The following is a 24,311-nucleotide window of genomic DNA, read 5'->3' as shown; positions in this document are numbered from 1 at the left end:
CTGGAATACAGAATTTTATGATAGCAAGATGACAAGTTGGGTTAAAACCGGTCACCGGCAATATTTTTATATGAATTTTTAATCTTCAAACCCAAGCTTTTCCAAAAGCGGTTCGATAGAAGGTTCCTGACCACGGAATTTTTTATACTGCTCCATTCCTTCACCCTCACCAACTTCTGCCAGGCAGTACTTCCGGAATTTGGCTGCCAGCTCTTTATTGAATATGTCCCCCGTTTGCCTGAAAGCATAAAAAGCATCCGCATCGAGAACTTCGGCCCATTTGTACACATAATAGCCGGCAGAATATCCACCACTGAAGATATGCGAAAAATAGGTAGAACGGTAACGGGGAAGAATTTCCGGAATAAGACCGATCTCATTCATGGATTCATCCTCAAAAGCATTAACATCCTCCACATTAACCGGATGCTGAAGTGTATGCCAGTCCATATCAAGCAAGGACGCTGCCAGATATTCGACGTTGGCAAATCCCTGGTTGAACAAGCTACTGTTCTCAAGCTTTTCAATCAGCTCGTCAGGAATGGTTTCACCTGTTTCGTAATGCTTTGCATAATGACGGATTACCTCTGGTTCTGCAGCCCAGTTCTCCATAATCTGAGAGGGAAGTTCCACATAATCACGAGGCACATCACCGGCAGTGCGGTCATATTTCCCTTTAGTAAAGAGTCCGTGCAAAGCATGTCCAAATTCGTGGAAAAGCGTATTCACCTCATCCCAGCTCAATAAAGAAGGAGTGGTTCCGGTAGGTTTGGTAAAATTACAAACAATGGATGACAGTGGTGCTATGCGCTCATTCTTTTCATGATCCCAGCCGGCTCCTCTGAAAGAAGTACACCATGCCCCCACACGCTTGCTTTCACGCGGAAAATAATCAAGGTATAACAAACCAATATGTGAACCGTCGTTTTCCTTTACCTCAAAAACCTCGACATCCTCATGATAAACAGGCACGTTGTCTGATTTTTCGAATGTAATTCCATATAACTGGTTGGCTACCCAGAACATTCCGTCGCGCACATTCTCAAGCTGAAAATAGGGCTTCAGTTGTGACTCATCCAGGTCATACTTTTCTTTCCGTAACTTCTCGGCATAATACCACCAGTCCCATGGTGCCAGGTTAAAATCTCCACCTTCACTATCTATAATGGTTTGCATCTGCTCCCTTTCTTCCTTCGATTTCTTCAATGCCGGCACCCATAATTCCATCAAAAATTCATATACCGTTTGCGGTTCTTTGGCCATATTAACCTCAATTACATAATCAGCATGATTTTCAAAACCCAACAATTGAGCACGTTCTGCACGCAGCGCGACTATTTCCTTAATAATGTCCTTATTATCAAACCCGTCACCTCGATCACAGCGCATGAAATAACCCCGGTACAACTTTTCACGAAGATCGCGGTTTTCGGCATAAGTCAGGAAAGGCAACATACTTGGTTTTTGAACGGTAAACAGCCACTTCCCTTCATACCCCGCCTCAGTGGCAGCTTCGGCGGCAGCTTCTCTCACTCCTTCAGGCAAACCGGCAAGATCAGCTTCATCTTCAATAATCAACTCAAAATTTTCATTGGTTTCGGCCAGCAAATTCTCGCCAAACTCAAGCGTAAGTGTAGACAAACGCGTGTTTATCTCCTTCAGCCTCTTCTGGTCATCTCCCTTAAACAAGGCTCCATTACGCACAAAATCTTCATAATATTTGGTAACCACCCTTTTTTGAGAGTCATCCAAATCCGAAGACTCCAGATTTTCATAAACCGACTTTACCCTCTCAAAAAGTTTCATGTTCATCATTATATTATCGCTATGTTCTGACAACATAGGAGAAACTTCGCGGGCAATAGCCTGGATGCTGTCACTGGTATCCGCCGACCTCAAATTAAAGAAAACACGACTGATTTTATATAAAAGCTTTCCCGACTGGTCGAAAGGAAGAATGGTATTTTCAAAAGTCGGCGTTTCACTATTATTAACAATCGTATTGATTTCGGCTTCGTGCTGCTTTATCCCTTCTTTAAAAGCCGGCAAATAATGCGATTCTTTAATTTCATTAAAGGGGGGTGTTTCAAAGGGAGTATCATAGACGGTAAAGAAAGGATTTGTTTTGTCCTCCGTCCCCGATTGACAGGCAGTCAGAAACATAAGAGCCATAGGTAAAAGAAAAAATTTCCTCATAATTAAAATTTTTAGCAGCCCGGAAAACAACAGATATCATACTGATTCCCGAACTAAGGTTGATTTTTACAGTTTTTTATAACATAATTGTCAAAAATATATAAAATGATTAAACCGCGCAATGATTTATATTAGATTGCTACAAGGTAGAATGATGGTATGTTAGGATGTCAGGATGTTAGGGTTGTTAGGTTGTTAGGTTGTTGAGGCTGTTAGGTTGTTGAGGCTGTTCAAAAAAGTGTGTCAAAGTTGAGTGAAAACAAAATGAAAGCCCCTCGATTGGAATCGAGGGGCCGGGGTTTTCTTATCGTTGATGAGTAATTTCCGGACATGTATCCCGATAAATTGAAGTATTTCAGGAACAGACGCTAATCAGCCTAAATCAAATCAATGCTCCGTTTCACAAAACGGTTCAGAGCCTCACCTTTCAGCATATTATTGGAAAGAAGAGCCAGGTCAATTAATTGTGAAACCAGTTTGTTCCCGGAAGCAAAATCTTTCAGAGCTTCTTCTTTTTTATTTTTCAGCTCGGTAATTTTCTTTTCGACATCTTCCAGTTCTTCTTTTTCAGTCTGTGGAATTTCTTCATCCTTCTTACCTTCTTTTGCCTTTTCCAGCTCGGATTTTCTGGTCTCCAGACTTTGCATTTTGCTTCTTAAATTTTTAAGAGTTTCACCGGCTTCTTTCTCACAATCATCTACGATACGCCGGACAAGCTTATGATTTCCGTTGACAACAAGATTGTAACTATCGGGCATATCGCCATAGAACATCATCGGGCCTCCACCCGTCTGGCTCATCTCTTTCATTCTCCTCATAAATTCCTGTTGAGTTATCATAACAGGTTTATCCTGGTCCGATAATGCTTCAAAAGATACCACAAAATTGGCCTTTTCAATGTTGGGAACCTGAGACCTGAAAATGATGGTAAGGTTATCCTTTTCTTCATCTGAAAGGTTCAACTCATTCTGCTCTTCCTTGGGAATAAGTTTTTCAGGAACATCACTGTCCACTCTTACAAAGCGCGACTTATCAAACTTCTGTTCCAGATGGTTGATAAAATGGGTATCCAGTTGCCCGTCCATCAGCAGAACATCGTAACCTTTGTTTTTAGCCGCTTCAATGAAAGAGAACTGATCTTCCTTATCGGTTGCATACAGATATACCAGTTGCTTGTCCTTATCGGTCTGATTATCTTTTATGATGTTCTTATATTCTTCAAATGTAAAATACTTACCGTCGGTATTCTTCAACAGAGCAAATTTTTGGGCGCGATCGTAAAACTTATCATCGGTGAGCATACCATACTCGATGAAAATTTTCAAATCGTCCCACTTTTCCTCAAACGAGTTCCGTTCGTTGCGGAAAATTTCCTCCAACCGATCGGCTACTTTTTTGGTAATGTGGCTGGATATCTTTTTTACATTAGAATCACTCTGAAGATACGATCTGGAAACATTAAGCGGAATATCCGGCGAATCTATCACCCCGTGGAGAAGTGTAAGAAATTCAGGTACGATTCCTTCCACCGAATCGGTAACATACACCTGATTACAGTACAACTGTATCTTATTTTTCTGTATTTCGATATTGTTCTTGATTTTTGGGAAATACAGAATACCGGTAAGGTTAAACGGATAATCGACATTCAGGTGAATATTGAACAGGGGATCTTCAGCCATAGGATAAAGATCGCGGTAAAACTTCTTGTAATCTTCATCCTTCAGGTTGGCCGGTGGTTGTGTCCAGAGGGGATTTGTATCATTAATGATGTTGTCCTCTTCAGTTTCGACCTCTTTGCCGTCTTTCCATTCGGTTTTTTTACCAAAAGCAACGGGAACCGGAAGGAAACGACAATACTTTTTCAAAAGACGATTAATCTCGTCTTTATTGACAAAATGCTTGTTTTCATCATCAATATGCAAAATTATGTCGGTACCCCTCTCCTTTTTGTCGATTTCTTCGATGGTATATTCCGGACTTCCGTCACATTCCCATTTCACTGCCTTTGCGCCTTCCTGGTATGAGCGTGTATGAATTTCAACTTTTTCTGAAACCATAAAAGATGAATAAAAGCCCATACCAAAATGTCCGATAATGGCATTGGCATCTTTCTTATACTTTTCAAGGAATTCATTGGCACTTGAGAAAGCTACCTGATTGATATATTTATCAATCTCTTCGGCAGTCATACCAATACCTTTGTCGGAAATGGTTATGGTTTTTTTCTTCTCGTCAAATGAAACACGAATGGTCGTATCTCCCAACTCGCCTTTGAAGTCGCCAAGACGTGAAAGCGTGATTAACTTTTGCGTGGCATCAACTGCATTTGAGACCAACTCACGCAGGAAAATTTCATGATCGGAATAAAGGTATTTCTTGATAATTGGAAAGATGTTGTCAGTACTTACACCAATTTTCCCTTTTTGCATAGCTGTAATTGTTTAATGGATTATAAAGAAATTCTTGTCTGAGAAAACAAAGGCTATGCCAAAGGGCAGATACTGACAGATAGACAGTCGTTTCAGCTTAATCTGTCAGAAAGGAAGCCTCTTCATGGTCAATCCGGGCAAGGAGGTCTTCGATGGTTCTTAATTTATGGGTTTTCCCCGAAGGACCTGTTAACAGATATTCACGATGCCCGTCGGATTTAATTTCTACCTGAAATCCTGAAAACGGCTCATCCGAAGCAGCAAAACCATGTCTGGCCAAAGCACGACTCACCCATTTGTATTCAATACCCTTTCCGATCAATCGAATGGTCTTAACTTGTTGTTTGCCAATGGTAAACTGACCAGTATTGTTATCGAACAATATCCCCTCTCTTTCAAAGAAGCGTCTGAACTCGTTTGAGAGAACAAGGTCTTCGGGGGTCCCGGTCTCCATGTCTTTCCCTTCTGCCAGAAGCCAGATTTTATCAGCCATTTGAAGAGCCAGGTCGAGATCATGTGTTGATAAAAGGATGCCTTTCTTTCGCTCGTGAGCCAGTTTTCGCAAAAGATGCATTATCTCAATACGACTGGGCAAATCCAAAAAGGCTGTCGGTTCATCAAGAACTATAAGTGGCGTTTCCTGAACGAGTGCTTTTGCAATCATTACTTTTTGCCGTTCCCCGTCACTTATATTGGTAATCAACCGTTCTTCGAACCCTTCGAGGCCAACAGCACTTAGGGCATCTCTCACTTTCAGGACATCCGAATGTTTCATTCGTCCGAAGAATCCGGTATAAGGGGTCCGACCGAGCGAAACCAGGTCAAAAACCGTCATATTTGAAACAACTATATGTTCGGTCAAAACCACGCTGACGAGCAAAGACATTCGTCGGTTCGATATTGAAGAAATTTCACGACCTCCCAGAAAAACCTCGCCGCCAAGCATTGGAATAAACCCGCACAAAGTCTGAAGCAAAGTGGATTTTCCGGAACCGTTGGGGCCGAGAAGACAGGCAAATTCCCCCGCTTCCAGTTTTACATTTATCCCGGAATGAAGAATGTGTTTCCCCTGCCTCGGATGACTATACCCGATGGAAAGATTATTGGTGGATATTAATGGTTGATTATCTGATGCATTTAATTGCATTGCACAATTCTTTTGTTGTTCTTCAATTCGGTTAAATCCCCGGAGTTCTCAGATTTCTACGTCGCAGTATTACCGAAATAACCACGGGAGCACCAATGATACTGGTAACTGCGTTAATGGGTAAAGCCCCGTCGAATCCGGGTAAGCGTGCTATTAAATTTGAAAACAGAGCCACCGCCATTCCCGACAAAATAACTGCGGGAAGTAACACCTTGTGGTCGGATGTCCGGAAAAGTCCTTTTGTCAGATGCGGAACTGCCAGCCCCAGAAAAGCAATAGGTCCGCAAAAAGCTGTAATAGAAGCCGTAAGCAACCCCGTGCATAAGATAATCAGCAACCGCGAAAGCCGGATATTGACTCCCAGATTACCGGCATATTGTTCGCCAAGTAACATAACATTCAACGGTTTAACAAGAAAAAAAGCACCTGCCAATCCCAACAAAACAACAGGAAATAACACCCACATCTGAGACCAGCTAACGGTTGAGAAACTGCCCAAACCCCAAATCACATAGGCATGCACATCTTCCTTCATACTGTAAAATTTCAGAATACCAATCAAGGCAGATGCAGCATAACCAACCATAATGCCCAGGATAAGCAACATGGCATTATCTTTCAGATGTCGCGACAAAACAAGCACAAGCCCCAAAACAAGAGACGCACCGGCAAAAGCAGCCATCGCTACAGAAAGATGACCTGCCCAGCCCAAATGACTCAGTGCTACGCCCCCAATCTTTCCGGCAAACAAAAGTACAATGGCTACGCCAAGGCCGGCCCCCGAGCTAATGCCCAAAATTGATGGCCCGGCCAGTGGATTTCGGAACAAGGTCTGCATTTGAAGGCCCCCAACGGCCAGTCCCGCACCAGCCAGAATTGCCGTTGTAGTCTGCGGCAAACGACTTTTCAGCACAATCAATCGCCAACTTTCATTATCAGAGCCCTTGCCCGCCAATATCTTCAATATTTCTTCAATGGGAATAGCAACGGAGCCAAAAACAAGATTGAGCAAAAACAAGGAAAATGACAATAAAAACAAGATGGTCAACCAAAAAAAAGTAATCTGACGCCCCGTCATATATGTGGATAAAATTTTCTGCATATTATTCCTTCAAAAGATGAAAATAAGCAGGCTCATAGCCGGGAAAATAGTCCGGATGAAAATAAAATGCCAAATCTTTCAGGATAACATCGGGCTCAATGATTCCTTTTTCATAAAAGCCGGAATAGTTGGTGTTGGTGACCAAAACATTTTCCTGCTTAAAAGCCTCAAACCCGGTGTAACGTTCATCCATCCGGGCAAGATCAGACAGGGTAAACCTGCCGGAATGATTAACTGTCAGCACCCAGAAATCACTTGAATGAAAGTCGTTGAACACGGTTTCAAAATCCAATGCCAGAGAACCTGTTCCAGAACGTTTACTATATGAATAATCTGCTCCTGCATCTTCAAAAAGCGTCGCCATAAAGCTGTCGCCGGCAGGCATGTACCAAACATCGTTAAAAAGGGAACCGGTCATCACCGAAGGTCTCTCGATGGTTTCCTTCACTATTTCTTTAACTGCCCGGTAACGCTTCTTTATATTATTAAAAATAGCAAGCGCTTCATCCTCCTTGTTAAAAAATGCGCTGAAGAAAATCAGCCATTCTGCCCTTCCCAGAGGAGAAACCTCCAGATAACCGGCGTCATTAATCACCAACAATCCGGCATCGATAAGCGGGCCATACCTGTTGTCTTTAAAGGGTGAAACAAAGATAAATTGAGGGGAAGAATCCAGCAAAACTTCAACATCAGCAGAAGCGGCCATTCCAACATTTCGTATCTTTCCCTCACGAACCCTTTCCTGAACGAAAGAATTGGAAATATACCGTGGTTCAGCAACACTACCAAGCGTTTCCAGCACCCCGATTTTTGCCGCAAACTCAATCTGTGTTGATGAAAAGGCCGACCAGTTCCTGACCGGATACCGTACATAATCTATTTCGGCCGATTTATATTTTGCAGGGCACTCTTCCGCTCCAACCAAAATATACTTGCCTTCAGCATCTGAATTCCATGGGTCTTCCACATGAATCAGTTTTAAATCACCATAATAGGCAATAGAAAAACCCTTTGCATAGGCGGGTATATACAAGGAATCGGGCTCCTGATCTTCAAAAAGGCTGGAAACAGTGTTTTGTTGGGTGCCGGTATGGCATGAAGAAAGCAAAACTATGAGTACAAGACCGCTAAGACAATGTTTTAATACCATCACTTTATCTCCCGAAAGCTTTACATTGGTTAAAGAAACCGTGTACAGGCAGGTCTTCTGGCTTTCCCGGTTGTAACGCCTTCCCGGAAACAATTATCAGTTATTAATGACATGGGCATTATCCATTAATCATTGGTAATCGATATTGGTAACTGATCATTGATCCAGTGGCAAGTAAAGTTACAACCATAAAACGGGATTACAGCTGCGGGTACAGCTCCGGATTTTCTGCACAGAATGCGGATCACCGGATTCCCTCTTAGGCATATAGCACCTGTTACACTTATGCAAAATTACAATAATTCGCGACAATAACAACAACACTTAATCCCTGTTTCGAAGCTCCACATCCTCTACCAATAGCCATTTGCCTTCCTGATAATCGAGAACATCGTAAGAAAAATCGGGGCCGTAATAACTCCTGTCTCCTCCAAATACAGGTTCCATCGGGGCCAAATGATCCATGACAATCTTTTTTTCCCGTTTATCGTACCTCAACATCATTTCGGCCCGGTTGCTGTACTCAAAAATAAGTCTCTTCTTCAGACCATCATTAACATTAAAAAGCGGGGCACCGAAACACGGAGTGCCTTCTTCGGAAAAATACAATACATCGACGATTCGCATCCTGGAAAATGCATCGTTTCCGTTATATCCCAGAAGAGTATAATATGTCTTCTTGTCATGAACGACCGGGATAACATCGTAATAAACTGCTCCGTACCAATCGGGGTAAGTCAGGACAGAAAACTCCGGTTGTCCGGTTTTTCTGAATTTGTCATTAAGCTGAAAGACTTTAATATTTTCATCTTCCTGATAAGTAGCTATAACACCATAAAAATGATGGTCCCCCATTCTTTCCTCAACATTCCATGTAACAATCTTCAACCCCTCCTCGGGCAGGAGCAACGTGGATAGTCCGGAAAATCCTGAAAAGTTATTCATGAACAACTCCGGAATCCCCATTAAAAAAGCAATGCGTTGTTGTATTTCAGCAGAAATGGTAAATATTGCTTCCTCCCCTCTTGTTCTTGAAAGAATAGCTACATTGACCGCTGTTTCAATATCAGGAATATTCAATAGCTTCTCTTTTCCGAAAGATATATCGAGATACACGACGGTATCTTTATCAAACTGCTTTTCCTGTAGTAGAAGAGACCATTCGTCCTTGAACCGGGAAGAAATTTCCCTGGAAAATGTAAGCGCCCTTCCCGCGTGATGATCCTGAAGGCAATAAAGTAATCTGTAAGGTTTGGTCTCAAACGGAACAATGGTGGCGAAAACCGAAAATCGCCTGTTGTGACTGGTTTTCCTCTTCCATCCGGGTAAAAGGGACACTGAATCGGGGTAAGTGCCACCACTTTCGAGGAATCCTTCTATAGAGCGTCGAAAAGATACTTCCGTGTAATCTTTTTCATTATCATCAGCATTCAGATATCCTTGCCATTCTGTTAAGAGTTTTTGATAATTTTGACCGAATGCTGAAAACCCGCTCACATAAAAAAAAAGCAAAATCAATACAGAACGACCAAACATACTTCAAAACTTTTAATTATCTATATTTTTAAATACTTTTGCATATATAATCAATCTGACAAAAAGCATGCAAAACAACGATAACGAACAAAGAGAAAGCAAAGAAAGGAAAAAAATACCACGTTTGTTACGGATAGGTCTTGGAATAATAATAGGTGGTGGCCTGGGATACGCCTACTATTATTTTATAGGTTGTAATGGCGGAACGTGTCCCATAACCGGCAATCCCTGGAACAGCACAACAACAGGAATGGTATTGGGCCTGATATGGACCATCAAATAAATCTCCAGACTTTTAAAATCAGTCCCAGTTTAGAATAACTTTTCCGCAATTTCCCTCCTCCATAACATCAAATCCCTTCTGGAAATCGTCGATGTGAAAGCGGTGCGTAATCATTGGAGACATATCCAGACCCGACATAAGCATTTGTTCCATGTGATACCAGGTCTCGAACATTTCACGGCCATATATACCTTTCAGAATGAGTCCTTTAAAAATAATTGTATTCCAATCGACAACGGTTGAAGAAGGAAGAATGCCAAGCAAGGAAATTTTACCGGAATTGTACATGTGCGCCAGCATCTGATTAAATGCCGCTTCCGATCCGGAACATTCGAGACCGATGTCAAAGCCAATCATTCCCAATTCATTAATCACATCGGTCAAACTTTCCTCCAAAGGATTAATAACTTTCGTAGCGCCCATTTTTCGTGCCAGATCAGCACGGTATTCATTAATTTCCGTGGCAACTACGTATCGTGCCCCGGCAAATTTGGCAACTGCTACACTCATACTCCCTATCAACCCTGCTCCTGTAACCAAAACATCCTCACCTATCAATGGAAAAGAAAGAGCAGTATGCGTGGCATTTCCCAACGGATCCATAATGGCCACAATCTCATCAGGAATTTGACGGTTTATTTTCATTACATTATTGGAGGGTACTTTCACGTATTCGGCAAAGGCACCATCAACATTAACACCAATTCCGACCGTTCTCTCGCAAATATGCTGCCGGCCACGCCTGCAATTACGGCAATGGCCACAAGCGATATGTCCTTCTCCGGTAACGCGGTCACCCTCCTTTACATTTGTCACTTCCGAACCAACCGCTGCCACATATCCGACATACTCATGTCCAATAATCATAGGCGTTCTGATGGTTTTTTGTGCCCACTCATCCCACTTGTAAATATGAAGGTCTGTACCGCAAATGGCACTTTTGGTAACGTTAATGATTACATCATTATGGCCCGGTTCGGGAACTGGCACTTCCTTCATCCATATTCCCTTTTCGGGTTTTAGCTTAACGAGTGCTTTCATGGTATCCATAAGGTAAAAAATTGATGGCCGGCGAGTATTGATGGCCGTTCTTTAATATCAAACTTCACGACCGGGGTTGTTAGCATGAATCACGACTCTCTCATAATAAAACATTGCGTCATCGTGTCTCTGCGTTTGGTTTTTTAACGCACTATTGTCTGTAAAATTCATTGTCAACGTGTGTCGCATCCGAATAACAAATTTACAATTCGGATTTTCTCAAAAAAACAACAAACATCAGGTTTGACGAACAATTTGCTTTATTTCGGAAAATCATTGATAACATTAAAATTTACCGGATATCCCTAATTTCTTCTTCAGTTTCTTCTTCCAAAACAGATTGGTTAATGCGGTCGAGATAATTATAAAATTCAATCTGTGAGCGAAAAGGCAACTCGCCATTTGTTGGTTTTTTAAGATGGTTGTTCAGATCATTGTCAAGAATGCGCGCAGCACGGGTATCTTCCCACTGAAGCAAAAACATTTCTTTGAGCTGATTTTTCAGGCTTTCGTCATATACCGGACAAGCCACTTCTACTCTTCTGTCGAGGTTGCGCGTCATCAGATCGGCCGAGGCGATATAAACCTTTTCTCTTTCACCGGTACCGACAATATAGAACCGGCTATGCTCAAGAAGACGATCAATAAGCCCGATGCAAGGAACCGGCTCTGAATTTTTATCGAAACCGGGAAGCATTGAAAACATTCCCCGAACGTTTAGTCGCACATCGACCCCTGCTCTACTGGCGCCATACAATTTTCGTATCACTTTATAATCGGTCAGGTTATTCAGTTTAATCCACAGCCGGGCATACCCTCCCTCTTTGGCTATTTTTATCTCTCTGTTGATTAATTCGGTCAGTTTCTTCCTGAGATAGAAAGGAGAAACCAATAAATGACTATATCTTGAAATCCGGTAATTACGATCAAAGAAATCAAAAACCGAAGCCACCTCTTTGGCAATGCCCTCATGTGCTGTCATCAACAGATGATCACTAAACACTTTAGCGCTGTCTTCATTGAAATTACCGGTTCCAACGCATGCATAACGAACCAACCTGTTTCCTTCCTTCCTTTCCACGAGGCAAAGCTTGGAATGTACCTTCAGTCCTTTTACACCATAAATGACTTTAACGCCGGCATCCTGCAACTTATTGGCCCATTTTATATTGGGAAGCTCGTCAAAACGAGCCTGTAATTCAAGAACGGCGGTAACCTTTTTCCCATTACGGGCAGCATTGATCAATGCGTCCATAACGTTGGAATGCTTCGCCACACGGTATATGGTAATTTTTAATTCCCTGACCAACGGATCTATACTGGCCTCCCGGAGAAAATCTATGAAATGAAGAAACGAATGGTAAGGAAAATGAAGCAATATATCCCTCTTGGACAATACGGGAAATATGGACTTACCATTTGGATAATGCGCATGTCGCAGTGGCGGCAAAGGCTCATACAACATGTGAGGTCCCCCGATTTTGGGGAAGTCCATAAAGTCTTTAAAATTGTGGTAACGTCCTCCCTGAATAATGGTGTCATCCTTTGTGAAATGCAACTTTCTTAACAATATTTCCAATAAATCATCGGGCATCTCTTTATCGTAAACGAACCTAACAGGAGGCGCATCTTTTCTCTTTTCCAGACTTTGAGCAATAGCACTCACGTAACTCTCTGCGATATCATCATCTATATCGAGTTCAGCATCGCGCGTAAGCTTAAAAGTATAAGCGCCAATTTCGTCAAAATCAAACATATAAAAGATATCTTTCAGCTCGAAGCGAATGACATCATCAAGAAGTAAAATGCAGGTTGACCGCTCGTCGGATGGAACAATAAAAAAGCGCCCCAACGCATCAACCGGTAGTTCAAGTAATGAATAAATGGTTTTCCCGGTCATGTGATTTCTGAGAATTACACCCAGATAAATGGCATTATCTTTTAAATCAGGCAAATTTCTTCGCTTCGAGATGATGACGGGCATAAGTTTCGGCCTCACCTTTTGTTCAAAAATTCGCCTGACGTACTCTCCTTGCTTGTCATTAAGCGATTTTTCATCAAGCATATACACGTTATGTGCTTCCAACTCCCGGATGATCTGCTCGTATATGCGTCCGAACTCAACGCCTTGTTCTTTTACCAGACGGTTTATCTCCCGAAGCGTTTTACGAGGTGAAGTCCCGTCGAATTCCGTATCCTTACCAAGCTGCACCAAACGTTTCAGCAAAGCCACCCGAACCCTGAAAAATTCATCAAGGTTATTGGAATAAATACCCAGGAATTTGATCCTTTCTATCAGGGGAACTTCTTTTCGTGATGCCTCCTGTAAAACACGGGCATTAAAATACAGCCAGCTTAATTCTTTGGAACGATATTTTGAGTACAGCATATATTTTGACATTAAGTGGTTATGTAATAGAAAAACTAAAATATATACATTTTGTTGAGTTCCCAAAAAAATAACAGAAACGCGGATTTTCTATTATTGGCTAAATATTATTGAGTGCAGTATAAAAAGCCTTCAAACTGCTGATTTTTACCATTTTTACCCCTGACCCCTAAAGGGGAACTGCTAAAAATCAGCAGTTTGAAAAAGTCCCCTTTGGGGGATTTAGGGGTCAAAAGGCATTTTAGACTGCACTCATTATTGTAATTTGAACCTTTTTTCAAAAAAGGAGTTTTATATCTGAATATATTTTAGATTTACAGATTTAAAACGGTTCATGAGTCCACTCCTAAGAGTCTCATTTTTCCAATTTCATCAGTATAAAATTAGTCTAAGTCATTGGTCTGATGGAACTCGCATGATTGAGTTTTATGCATGTTCTTTTGTGACAAACCTGGTCATGCTCGTTTCATTATTGCAATCAAATCATTCAATTATGAATAACGTATCCGAAGCCAATAAAATTTCAACAAAGCTACATGAAATTCTTGAAATCCGGCATCTTAACGATTCTACATTTATCATCCGCCTGGAACGAAACGATGTTGAATTCAAAGCCGGTCAACATATTAACGTTGGTCCGGCCAATAGCATCCATACAAGAGAATACTCTATTTATAGTTCAGAGAATGATCCTTATCTGGAAATTCTTGTGAAGGAGATTACAGACGGCTTTATTTCACCGGTATTGAAAAAACAAAAGCCTGGCAATATGCTGATAGTAGAAGAACCTGTAGGGTATTTTTCCCTGCCGCCTAAGATAGATGCCGAAGAAAAACTTCTGTTCATTGCCAGTGGTACTGGAATTTCACCATTTCACAGCTTTATCAAATCTTACCCCGGGCTTAATTATCAGCTTCTGCACGGGATACGCAATACCACAGAACTATATGAGGCCGATTTTTACGATCCGAAACGGTATATTGCCTGTACATCGCGTCAAAAAAGCGACAATACATACTTCGGAAGAGTCACCAATTACCTTGAGGAATACCCTGTAAAAGGTAATGTACGTTGCTATTTATGTGGCAACAGCAGTATGATCCACGATGTCTATGACATTCTTGAAGTACAGGGAGTCCCCACAGAAAAAATTCATGCAGAGGTCTATTTTTAACCGGGTTCAGGAATTCTTAATTACTTTTTTCTCCTCAATCCATTTTCGGGCATTTACAAAAGCTTCCATCCAGGGTGTAACCTCATCGTTGCTGCGATGTTCAGGATAATATGCCCATTGCCAGGGAAACACCGATCTTTCGATGTGGGGCATCATAGCCAGATGCCGTCCGTCTTCGGAACAGATTGCTGCAGCATTGTAATCGCTACCGTTAGGATTGGCAGGATACGCATCGTATCCGTATTTTCCCGGTATGTGGTAAGCACGCTCTTCCAGGGGCAGACTGAATTTTCCTTCGCCATGCGCCACCCAGACGCCAATTTCCGAACCGGCAAGCGATTTCAGCATAACTGAGTTATTCTCCTGAATCTTCATTGTCACAAAAGCCGACTCGAACTTATGGGAATCGTTATGAAGCATTCGGGCTTTCTTTTCATGCCCGGGATTAACCAGATCAAGGTGTATCATTAACTGGCATCCATTACAAATGCCAAGACTTAATGTATCCGGACGGGAATAAAAATCATCCAGCGCTTTTTTAGCCGCTTTATTGTGAAGAAATGCACCCGCCCAGCCTTTGGCCGATCCTAATACATCCGAATTGGAAAAACCACCAACAAAGACTATCATATCTATATCTTTCAACGTCTCCCGTCCGGTAATAAGATCAGTCATGTGAACATCCTTAACGTCAAAGCCGGCCTTGTAGAGCGAATAAGCCATCTCACGGTCACCATTGACCCCTTTTTCGCGAATAATTGCAGCCCGGGCTGTACGAGTGGGATTATCCGGATTCAAGGAGCTGTCGGTGCCGTCGAAGTGCTCAGGAAATCTGAATTTCAACGGTTGTTTTTTATAGTTCCCGAAACGTTCTTCTGCTTTCTGCTCTCCACTCTGGTCTCTGTCGAGCAGATATGAAGTACGGTACCAGATATCCCGAAGATGATCAATATCGAAACTGAAATTCTTTGGTTCTGTTTTTATATTCAGTTTTCTTTCAACGACAGGATGCCCGATGACAGAATACTGAATCCCCATTTTTTCAAGGAATTTGCCAACTCTATCCATTTCTGCCACCTGGATTACAACCGCCGGATTTTCACTAAACAAAAGTTTCAACGGGTCTTTCTCTTCCATCTCTGAAAGGTCAACATCAATACCATAATCCTTGTTGGCAAAACACATCTCAAGCAGAGTCGTTACCAAACCACCTGCCGAAACATCGTGACCTGAAAGAACCAGACCTTCACGAATCAACTGCTGAATGGCCTCGAAACCTTTTCTGAAGTAATCGGCATCAGTAACCGTCGGAACTTCATTGCCCAGCCTGTTGATCACCTGGGCAAAACTGCTTCCGCCAAGCTTAAGGGCATCAAAAGATAAATCTATATGCACCAGGCAGGTGTTGACGTCTTTCTTCAGAAGCGGAGTAACAATTTTTCGTACATCCTCAACTTCGCCGGCAGCGCTGATAATAACAGTACCCGGAGACATCACCGACTCGCCATCCGGATATTTTTGTGTCATCGATAAGGAATCCTTTCCTGTGGGAATATTAATGCCCAGGTCGCAAACAAAATCGCTAACGGCTTCCACTGCTTCATACAAGCGGGCATCTTCACCTTTATTCCGGCAGGGCCACATCCAGTTGGCACTTAAACTAATGCTCCTGATGCCATGAGTTAATGGTGCCCAAACAATATTGGTCAGAGCTTCGGCCACAGAGACCAGGGCGCCGGCCCTTGAATCTACGAGCCCGATTCCCGGGGCATGTCCTATTGATGTTGCAAATCCCTTAATTCCTGAATAATCAATGGAGGTTGCGCCCAAATCGCTTAATGGCAGTTGAATTTCACCCACACACTGCTGACGGGCAACTTTCCCGGTAACCGACCTGTCAACCTTATTGGTCAGCCAGTCTTTGCAGGCAACCGCTTCGAGCTGTAATACCGACTCAAGATGTTTTTCTACATCATCAATGACGTAATGAATTTCTTCAAATTTCCGATCGACAGTGGTATCCTCCATTACCGTCCTTGGAGGATTTCCAAACATATCGGACAACTGCAGATCAATAGGCTTATTCCCTTTGTCATCTATAAACCTGAATTGCATGTCACCGGTAGTTTCTCCCACAACGTACATAGGAGCTCGTTCACGGTCGGCCGCTTTTTTCAGTTTTTCCACATTCTTTTCATGAAGAACCAGTCCCATTCGCTCCTGAGACTCATTGCCAACAATTTCCCGGGCAGACAAAGTAGGATCGCCCACCGGTAATTTATCAATATGAATGGTTCCTCCCGTCTCCTCAACCAGTTCCGAAAGACAATTCAGATGGCCCCCGGCACCATGATCATGAATGGAAATAATGGGATTATGCTCGTCTTCCACCATGGCGCGAATGGCATTCATAACACGCTTTTGCATCTCCGGGTTTGAACGCTGAACAGCATTCAGTTCGATGGCATTGGCATATTCACCGGTAGCCACCGAAGAAACAGCACCGCCTCCCATGCCGATACGGTAGTTATCTCCACCCAGAACAACAATTTTATCGCCTTTAACAGGCGTATCTTTGAGACTATCTTGTTTTTTTGCAAAACCAATACCCCCGGCGAGCATAATTACTTTGTCGTAAGCAAACCTGTGATCATTCTCGAAATACTCGAATGTGAGTACCGACCCGCAAATCAGCGGTTGACCAAACTTATTCCCAAAATCACTGGCCCCGTTGGAGGCTTTTATCAAAATTTGCCGGGGTGTTTGATACAACCACGGACGTGCCTGATATTTCTCCTCCCAGGTACGTCCCTTTCCAAGTCGCGAATAGCTGGTCATATAAACAGCCGTTCCCGCCAGAGGCAGACTTCCCTTTCCGCCACCAAGACGGTCACGTATTTCACCACCAGAGCCCGTTGCCGCTCCGTTGAAAGGTTCAACAGTGGTGGGGAAGTTATGCGTTTCGGCTTTCAAAGATAAAACGGTTTCGATCTCTTTTTCAACAAAAAAATCAGCAATATCCTGTCTTACAGGAGCAAATTGTTTGGCAGCCGGGCCCTGAATAAATGCTACGTTGTCCTTATAAGCCGATACCAGGTAATTGGGGTTCTCCTTTGAAGTTCGTTTTATTAATTGAAACAAAGAGCTTTGTTTCTCTTCTCCATCAATAATAAAAACACCATTAAATATTTTGTGACGACAATGTTCCGAGTTAACCTGAGAAAACCCAAATACTTCGCTGTCGGTCAGCTTTCTGCCCAGACGCCTGCTAAGATCTTCCAGGTAATGAATCTCTTCGGGGCTGAGAGCAAGTCCTTCCTTCTCATTGTAGTTGCCAATATCATCAATATAAATTACCGGCTCAGGTTCTTTTTCGATATGAAATAATTGCTGATTAAGTCCTTTGTAAAGAGATTCAAGCATGGGATCATAATCAGGATGTTCACTGTCCGTCTCAAAGAACTCTTCAATGCGTCCAATTCCGGTTATACCCATATTCCGGGTAATCTCGACAGCATTGGTACTCCATGGAGTAATCATCTCCTGACGGGGTCCCACAAAAAAGCCATCAATTCTTTGACTATTAATCAACAGAGCACCTTCGAAAAGCCAGTTTAATTTTTCTAAATCGGATTGAGACAGGGCATTTTTACAACCTACAGCCAGCACTTTACGGTTTTCCCCCTGAAAGAAAAGGACCATTTGATCTTCAGTTTTATGCAGTTAGTACTTTAAAGGTGCAAAATTAACATATTTGGGGGAATTATTGCACCTTCTTATGGCAATTCAGGAAATCCTGTACTTGCGGCCGGGATGCTTTTGACAAAGGACTCATAAATCACTTTCATCAGTTCTAAGTTATTGGAATAATGCAACTTATCATGCTTTGATTGATGTTAGATTCTTCGCTTCGGTCAGAATGACAAACAGCTAAGGTTAAGGTTGTGGTTGAGATTGAGGTTGAGATTGAGATTGAGGTTGAGATTGAAGTTAAGGTTGAGAGTTCACCACAGTTGACGCAGATGAACGCAGATTATTTTTATTAACATCAATAAAAATCACATTTTAGTCTGTTTGCTTTTTTAGATTCTCCCTTTCGTCAGAATGAAAAGGGCCTCTTGTCATTCTGAGGAGGTAACGACGAAGAATCTGTTCCCTGTTTTTGGTTTCCCCTGCTGGTGCGGATTTTTAATCCGCACCCCTTAGTAGTGGATTTCTAATCCACTTTTTCATCCGTATAAAATTTATTTATTAAGGTCGGATGGAACTCGCATGCAAGACTTTATACATATTCTTGTTATGGTATGCCTTGTCAGACCCGTTTTGTCTTACATCTTACCATCTTAAATCTAAAAATCTATTAAAACAATCTTTGCCATGCTCGTTTCATCTTAATTTATAATGCAGTGCCGGTTGTTCCTTTAGCCTTTGCGTGCTTGTCTCGGGTGTTATGTCACGCTGTGGATTGGCCAGCATTTCGTAGCCTACCATAAACTTTTTGACGGTGGCGGAACGCAACAAGGGCGGATAAAAATGCATGTGAAGATGCCATTCGGGATGTTGCTTCCCATCCGTTGGGGCCTGATGTAATCCGGCGGAATAAGGGAAAGAAGTTTCGAAAAGGTTATCATACCGGATGGTAAGCTGGCGATAAGCATCAGCCAAACCGGACTTTTCATATTCAGAGAGTCCGGAAAGATCAGGTGCGGGACGGCGGCTTACAATCATCGCTTCGAAAGGCCAGACAGCCCAGTAGGGTGATAACACAACGAAATGGTCATTTTTATATATGATCCGCTTATCTTTCTCCAATTCTTTGTTGAGATAATCGCTTAACAGGGTGCGACCATGTTTGTTGTAATAGGCTTTTTGTCGCTCCTGCTCTTTCATGGGCTCAACAGGAATTGAACGGCTCGACCATATCTGTCCGTGGGGATGCGGATTGCTGCATCCCATCACCGCCCCTTTATTTTCAAAAATCTGAACGTAACCGATGAAGTCTTTTTGGCTCAGTTCACGAAATTCCCTTTGCCAAACATCCACTACGCCGCATACCTCTTCATGGGACATTTCGGGAATGGTTAAATCGTGGCGCGGCGAAAAACAAATGACTTTGCATATTCCCTTTTCACTTTCGGCCCGGAACAATTCACCGTCATTCTCTTCACCTTCGGGCGTATCGGCTAAAAGGGCAGAAAAGTCGTTGATAAAAGTATAGGTTCCTGAATAATCAGGATTCTTTATACCGCCAGCTCTCTCATTTCCGGGACATAAATAGCATTTGGGGTCGTATTCGGGACGTTTCTCTTCTTGCCCTTTCTCCACCTGACCCTGCCACGGCCTTTTGGCACGATGCGGAGAAACCAGTACCCATTCGCCGGTTAAAGGATTAAACCGACGATGCGGGTGTTCTTCCATATTAAAAGTTTGCATAGTGTTGTTTGGTTGTTTGGGGTGTTAGATTGTTAGGGTGTTAGGGTGTTATTCCAGCCGTCGTGCTCCGTCGCCTACATCAGCAATGTAAAATAATGGTTTCAAGCCTGTTCTTTTTTCATAAGCAGGGCCCACTTGGTTAATGAAATTATCCACCTTGTCTTCCCGAACGAGGGAAACCGTGCATCCACCAAATCCGGCACCGGTCATTCTGGAACCGATAACCCCTTCGGTCTTCCAGGCTTCTTCGACCAAAGCATCCAACTCGGGCCCCGTTACTTCATAGTCGTCACGCAACGATACATGAGAGGCATTCATCAGTTGTCCAAACTCCTGAATATTGTCGTTTTCCAATGCCTTCATGGCATCCAGTACACGTTGATTTTCAGTAATAACATGGCGTGCACGCCGAAGAAGAACCTCAGATGACAATCTTTCATATATCTTATTGAACGTGTCGAAGTCGATATCACTCAGCGTTTGATACCTGCCTTCCTTATTAAGCTCTTTCAGGGCTTGCTCACATTCCGACCGTCTTTCATTGTATTTCGAATCGGCAAGTCCCCGCCGCTTATTGGTGTTACTGATTATTATTTTGTAACCGTCAAGTTTCAACGGAACAGCATGCCACTCCAGAGTATCACATTTTAGTGCCAGTGCATGGTCTTTTTTGCCCATTCCAACGGCAAACTGGTCCATAATGCCGCAATTCACTCCTACAAACTGATTCTCGGCATCCTGCGACATTTTAACCATCTCCATCATAGGCAGGTTTCCACCAAAAAGATCATTCACCATCACGGCTGTCACCAACTCAATGGAAGCCGATGAAGACAGCCCGGCTCCGTTAGGAATGTTACCACTATAGAACAAATCGAGCCCTTCGACATTTATCCCCTTCTTTTTAAACTGATCCATGACCCCCAAAGGATAATTCATCCAGGCATCACCCTCCAGGGGTTGACCAATTTTATCCGGGGCAACATCCTCTCTTCTGTCAAGATTGGCAGAAGCAAACCTCAATAAATGTTCGTTATTCTTCCGAACCAATAAATAGGTGCCATAACTCAAAGCACATGGAAAAACATATCCGCCATTATAATCGGTATGTTCACCGACGAGATTCACCCTTCCTGGTGAAAAAAACACGGCTTCAGCAGGTTTTCCATACAGCTTTTCAAAATCCAATTTTAACACTTGTAAATTCATATTTTTATTTTTTATCCAACTGGTGGGTACTGGTTGGCAAATATATAAAAATAACTGATTACAAAAATAAGTTTCAGACCAAAGAATTTCCCATCATCAGGTCGACTTCAACTATAATGAACGCCTGATATTCAATCGTGAAGGATTCTTTATGCACTCATGTTTCCCGGATAAAATCAAACGTGCAAGATTTTTTCCCATCTCAACAAAATCGGTCGACAATGTAGTAATTCCGCCCGCTACTATTTCTTTCAGTCCGGTATCGTTTAGCGAAATAATACCTACATCTTTTCCTGCAATCATACTTTTCCCGGAAATGTCACGTACCAGATTGACAAGATCACGATCATTTGGAATAATGTAAACACTGCCCTTATCGGCAGGGGGATGAAAAGAAGAATTAATTTCATAGGAAAAATCATGATGCTTGCAGAAATCTTTAAATCCGGTTAGAAAACCTTCAGGCTCTTTACCTCCGGGAAAAAGTAAAACCAAACGGTCATATTTTTTTAAAAGATCAAGTCCGGCCACTAACCCGTCATACATATCGTGATGAAAATCCTGATATACACAGGGAAACCGGTTGTTGAGATAATCCGGATTTCTGTCAAGCATGTAAATTCTTTCTTCAGGCAATTGCTCCAACACTTCCAGCAGATTAGGAAGATTTGCCGGCATAATTACATAAGACGTGTAGCGTTCTTTTCTTTCGAGAACCAATGAAGCAAACACTTCGGGATTAAAATGATGGAAAAAAATGTCCACCGTTGCCCTACCCTCCAATTCTTTAATAAAGGCATTATATAAATCTTCTTTAAAGGCATTAAACTCATCAAACAATAATAAAATCTTTTGATCATAATCAACCCGGGTCGTGTCCACATAATAACCCTTTCCCGGAACACTTTGAATGATCCCCCTGGCTTTTAATTCATTGTAGGCCATCAGTACGGTGTCGCGCGATAAATTAAAGGTTCCGGCAATATCATTTACCGATGGCAGTTTTTCCTGTTGTTTCAGTTTTCCCAGGCGGATGGCGTGTACCACCGAATTAATAATCTGACGATATTGAGCTTCGCTCCTGCTCTTGTCAATATTTATCAGTCTTTTCGTCATATAATATCCATTAAGCAAATATGTTCATTTAATGGTTAGATGGTTAGATTTTTATATTTTTAGATTTTTAGATGTAAGATAATCCATATAATGTTGATATACTGAATTTTAACAAACAATACGCTATTATCCATAAACAATTGGTTTGCAGTGCATTGCAAAAATTGAACGAAAATGAAACGAGCATGGCAAAGATTGCCACAATCAGAATATGTATAAGTTCTTACATGCGAGTTCCATCCGACCTAAAAAAATAAATTTTATACGGATGAACCAAAAGTATAAAAAATATCCCAAGGCCTTTGCCAAAATTTAAGGGACTATTGCTTATTGATTTTAACTAATTTTGAGTGTAATTAATACACTTTAACTGCATTTTTAGATTTATTTCAATTCAAAATTTACCTTTGTCATTGTTTTCATATAGGTTCAATTCTATTTATCTATGAGTGTAGTATAAAAAGCATATTTTTGTCAAAATCCAGGCGATTTAAATTTTTGTACCGAAGTTAACTTATTGTTAATGAGGATGCAAAAAATTAAAACAACAACGAGTTTGGCAACAAAGATGCTTTTAGACCGGGCTCATCTATTTAAGGATATATAAAGGCGTACTATTAATCAAACAGAATACATAACTAATAAAAAACAGACGAAGAATGAAAATCCACGAAATTCCAATCTCCGACACTGAAAATAAAGATATCAAACTCTTTGAACTCACCAACAAAGCAGGAACCATTGTCCGGATAACCAATGCAGGAGCATCCGTTACAAGCATAAAAACCAAAGACAAAAATGCAAATTTTTCAGACATTGTACTTGGTTTTGACCATCCGGAAGAATATATTAATCCGAATTATCTTGATAACTGTATTTTCATCGGTTCAACGATCGGAAGATTTGCAAACCGCATAGCAAAAGGAAAATTCAATCTTGACGGAAAAACCTGTAAATTGGAAGCCAATGACGGGCAAAATCACCTTCATGGCGGTTCTTCGGGTTTTCACTCCAAAATATGGAATCCTCACATCGACAACACCGATGCAGGTGAGATACTGGTTATGAATCTGTACAGTCCCGACGGCGATGCAGGATACCCGGGAAATCTAAAAGCGGAAGTAAGATTTTCCCTGAGTAATGATAATGAACTAATTATCAACTACAATGCAAAAAGCGATGCAAAAACACCGGTTAATCTGACCAATCACAGCTATTTCAATCTTAGTGGAAAAGATACAGATATACTTAACCATGAGGTAATGATCTTTGCCGATAAATACACTCCGAAAGATGGGGATATCCCAACCGGAGATATTATCCCAACCCAAAAAACACCTTTTGATTTTAAATCGTTTCACAAGGTTGGCGACCGCTTAGCACTTCTTCCAAAAAGCGGATATGACCACAATCTGGTTATCAATGGTAAGGAAGGATATTTGAAAAGGGCGGCTGTGGTAAAAGAACCGGAATCGGGCCGAACCCTAGAAATCTATACAACCATGCCGGGATTACAATTTTACACGGGAGGCCACCTGGACGGCAGTTATGGAAACTCTTTCCGCCGTTTCAGCAAGTTTGCCGCAATGTGTTTCGAAACGCAGTATTTCCCCGATTCACCCAATCACCCTTCTTTTCCTTCCTGCATTTTTGGTCCTGACAGGCCTTATTCACATACCACAGTTTTTAAATTCGGAATCGAGTAATATTGATTTAAAGAACAATGCCCGGATGTAAAATACAACATCCGGGCTCTGTGCTATATTCACTCAAAACCTACACCTACCTCAAATCTCAAAAAGCTCTATATCAATTATTTAATACTCAGAGTCAGCTATTTGCTTATCAGACCATTTTTCGCAAAAAACTCATAATCAAATTCTAACATATACATCATCTTGCCAACCAATATTAACTACCGGTTACCAGTTGTTAATAACGAGAATTGAGAACTCATCATGTTCGGTATGTTACATACCGATGTCCGATACAGAACAATAAACAGGAATGAGTGCAGTATAAAAAGCATATTTTTGTCAAAATCCAGGCGTTTTAACCCAACTTGTCATCTTGCTATCATAAAATTCTGTATTTCAGTCAGAT

16 protein-coding genes and 1 riboswitch are annotated in these 24,311 nt (G+C 41.8%); of the genes, 3 read left to right on the top strand and 13 right to left on the bottom strand.

Annotation, left to right across the window (positions count from 1 at the left end):
• Window positions 1-78: 78 nt before the first annotated feature.
• The 6 genes from ATH1_RS0107835 to ATH1_RS0107810 form a co-directional block, all read right to left on the bottom strand.
• Window positions 79-2,196, bottom strand: a complete 2,118-nt coding sequence (locus ATH1_RS0107835; RefSeq protein ID WP_010419860.1) for a M3 family metallopeptidase — start codon at window positions 2,194-2,196, stop codon at window positions 79-81.
• A 377-nt stretch (window positions 2,197-2,573) separates the two neighbouring features.
• Window positions 2,574-4,628, bottom strand: coding sequence for a molecular chaperone HtpG (htpG, locus tag ATH1_RS0107830; RefSeq protein WP_010419858.1), 2,055 nt, complete (start codon window positions 4,626-4,628; stop codon window positions 2,574-2,576).
• Between the two features lie 97 nt (window positions 4,629-4,725).
• Window positions 4,726-5,775, bottom strand: coding sequence for an ABC transporter ATP-binding protein (locus tag ATH1_RS0107825; protein WP_010419855.1), 1,050 nt, complete (start codon window positions 5,773-5,775; stop codon window positions 4,726-4,728).
• 31 nt (window positions 5,776-5,806) lie between these two features.
• Window positions 5,807-6,877, bottom strand: a complete 1,071-nt coding sequence (locus ATH1_RS0107820) for an iron ABC transporter permease (protein WP_029164025.1) — start codon at window positions 6,875-6,877, stop codon at window positions 5,807-5,809.
• 1 nt (window position 6,878) lies between these two features.
• Window positions 6,879-8,027 carry an ABC transporter substrate-binding protein gene (locus ATH1_RS0107815; RefSeq protein ID WP_029164024.1) on the bottom strand — a complete coding sequence of 383 codons (1,149 nt, stop codon included), beginning with the start codon at window positions 8,025-8,027 and terminating at the stop codon, window positions 6,879-6,881.
• Between the two features lie 30 nt (window positions 8,028-8,057).
• Window positions 8,058-8,320: riboswitch (cobalamin riboswitch) on the bottom strand.
• A gap of 31 nt (window positions 8,321-8,351) precedes the next feature.
• On the bottom strand, window positions 8,352-9,563 hold the full coding sequence (locus tag ATH1_RS0107810; protein ID WP_010419847.1) for a hypothetical protein: 1,212 nt from the start codon (window positions 9,561-9,563) through the stop codon (window positions 8,352-8,354).
• Between the two features lie 67 nt (window positions 9,564-9,630).
• Between ATH1_RS0107810 and ATH1_RS0107805 the strand changes: the two genes are divergently transcribed.
• Window positions 9,631-9,846 (top strand): DUF6132 family protein, encoded by a 216-nt coding sequence (locus tag ATH1_RS0107805; protein WP_010419843.1) that lies wholly within the window; start codon window positions 9,631-9,633, stop codon window positions 9,844-9,846.
• A gap of 18 nt (window positions 9,847-9,864) precedes the next feature.
• On the opposite strand, the gene tdh is transcribed toward ATH1_RS0107805, so the two are convergent.
• From tdh to ATH1_RS22590, 3 genes are all read right to left on the bottom strand, one after another.
• A complete protein-coding gene (gene tdh, locus ATH1_RS0107800; RefSeq protein ID WP_245531744.1) occupies window positions 9,865-10,896 on the bottom strand; it encodes an L-threonine 3-dehydrogenase in 1,032 nt (343 codons plus the stop codon).
• Window positions 10,897-11,179: 283 nt separating this feature from the next.
• Complete coding sequence (gene ppk1 / locus ATH1_RS0107795; RefSeq protein ID WP_044115061.1) at window positions 11,180-13,276, bottom strand: polyphosphate kinase 1; 2,097 nt, start codon at window positions 13,274-13,276, stop codon at window positions 11,180-11,182.
• 107 nt (window positions 13,277-13,383) lie between these two features.
• Window positions 13,384-13,581 (bottom strand): hypothetical protein, encoded by a 198-nt coding sequence (locus ATH1_RS22590; RefSeq protein ID WP_342626180.1) that lies wholly within the window; start codon window positions 13,579-13,581, stop codon window positions 13,384-13,386.
• 188 nt (window positions 13,582-13,769) lie between these two features.
• On the opposite strand from ATH1_RS22590, the gene ATH1_RS0107790 reads away from it, so the two are divergent.
• A complete protein-coding gene (locus ATH1_RS0107790) occupies window positions 13,770-14,450 on the top strand; it encodes a ferredoxin--NADP reductase (RefSeq protein WP_010419835.1) in 681 nt (226 codons plus the stop codon).
• A 6-nt stretch (window positions 14,451-14,456) separates the two neighbouring features.
• Here ATH1_RS0107790 and purL read toward each other — a convergent pair whose 3' ends face one another.
• The 4 genes from purL to ATH1_RS0107765 form a co-directional block, all read right to left on the bottom strand.
• Complete coding sequence (gene purL / locus ATH1_RS0107785; RefSeq protein ID WP_010419833.1) at window positions 14,457-18,152, bottom strand: phosphoribosylformylglycinamidine synthase; 3,696 nt, start codon at window positions 18,150-18,152, stop codon at window positions 14,457-14,459.
• 684 nt (window positions 18,153-18,836) lie between these two features.
• Window positions 18,837-19,883 (bottom strand): UDP-glucose--hexose-1-phosphate uridylyltransferase, encoded by a 1,047-nt coding sequence (locus ATH1_RS0107775; RefSeq protein ID WP_010419829.1) that lies wholly within the window; start codon window positions 19,881-19,883, stop codon window positions 18,837-18,839.
• Between the two features lie 48 nt (window positions 19,884-19,931).
• Window positions 19,932-21,092 (bottom strand): galactokinase, encoded by a 1,161-nt coding sequence (locus ATH1_RS0107770; RefSeq protein ID WP_010419826.1) that lies wholly within the window; start codon window positions 21,090-21,092, stop codon window positions 19,932-19,934.
• A gap of 111 nt (window positions 21,093-21,203) precedes the next feature.
• Window positions 21,204-22,208, bottom strand: a complete 1,005-nt coding sequence (locus tag ATH1_RS0107765; RefSeq protein WP_010419823.1) for a GntR family transcriptional regulator — start codon at window positions 22,206-22,208, stop codon at window positions 21,204-21,206.
• Window positions 22,209-22,867: 659 nt separating this feature from the next.
• On the opposite strand from ATH1_RS0107765, the gene ATH1_RS0107760 reads away from it, so the two are divergent.
• Window positions 22,868-23,914 (top strand): aldose epimerase family protein, encoded by a 1,047-nt coding sequence (locus ATH1_RS0107760; protein WP_010419820.1) that lies wholly within the window; start codon window positions 22,868-22,870, stop codon window positions 23,912-23,914.
• Window positions 23,915-24,311: the final 397 nt, after the last annotated feature.

It is taken from the genome of Anaerophaga thermohalophila DSM 12881, assembly GCF_000191885.1.
GTDB classification, from domain to species: Bacteria; Bacteroidota; Bacteroidia; order Bacteroidales; family Marinilabiliaceae; genus Anaerophaga; species Anaerophaga thermohalophila.
Note: the sequence above shows the minus strand (reverse complement) of the source record. Positions and strands in the feature narration are given on the sequence as shown.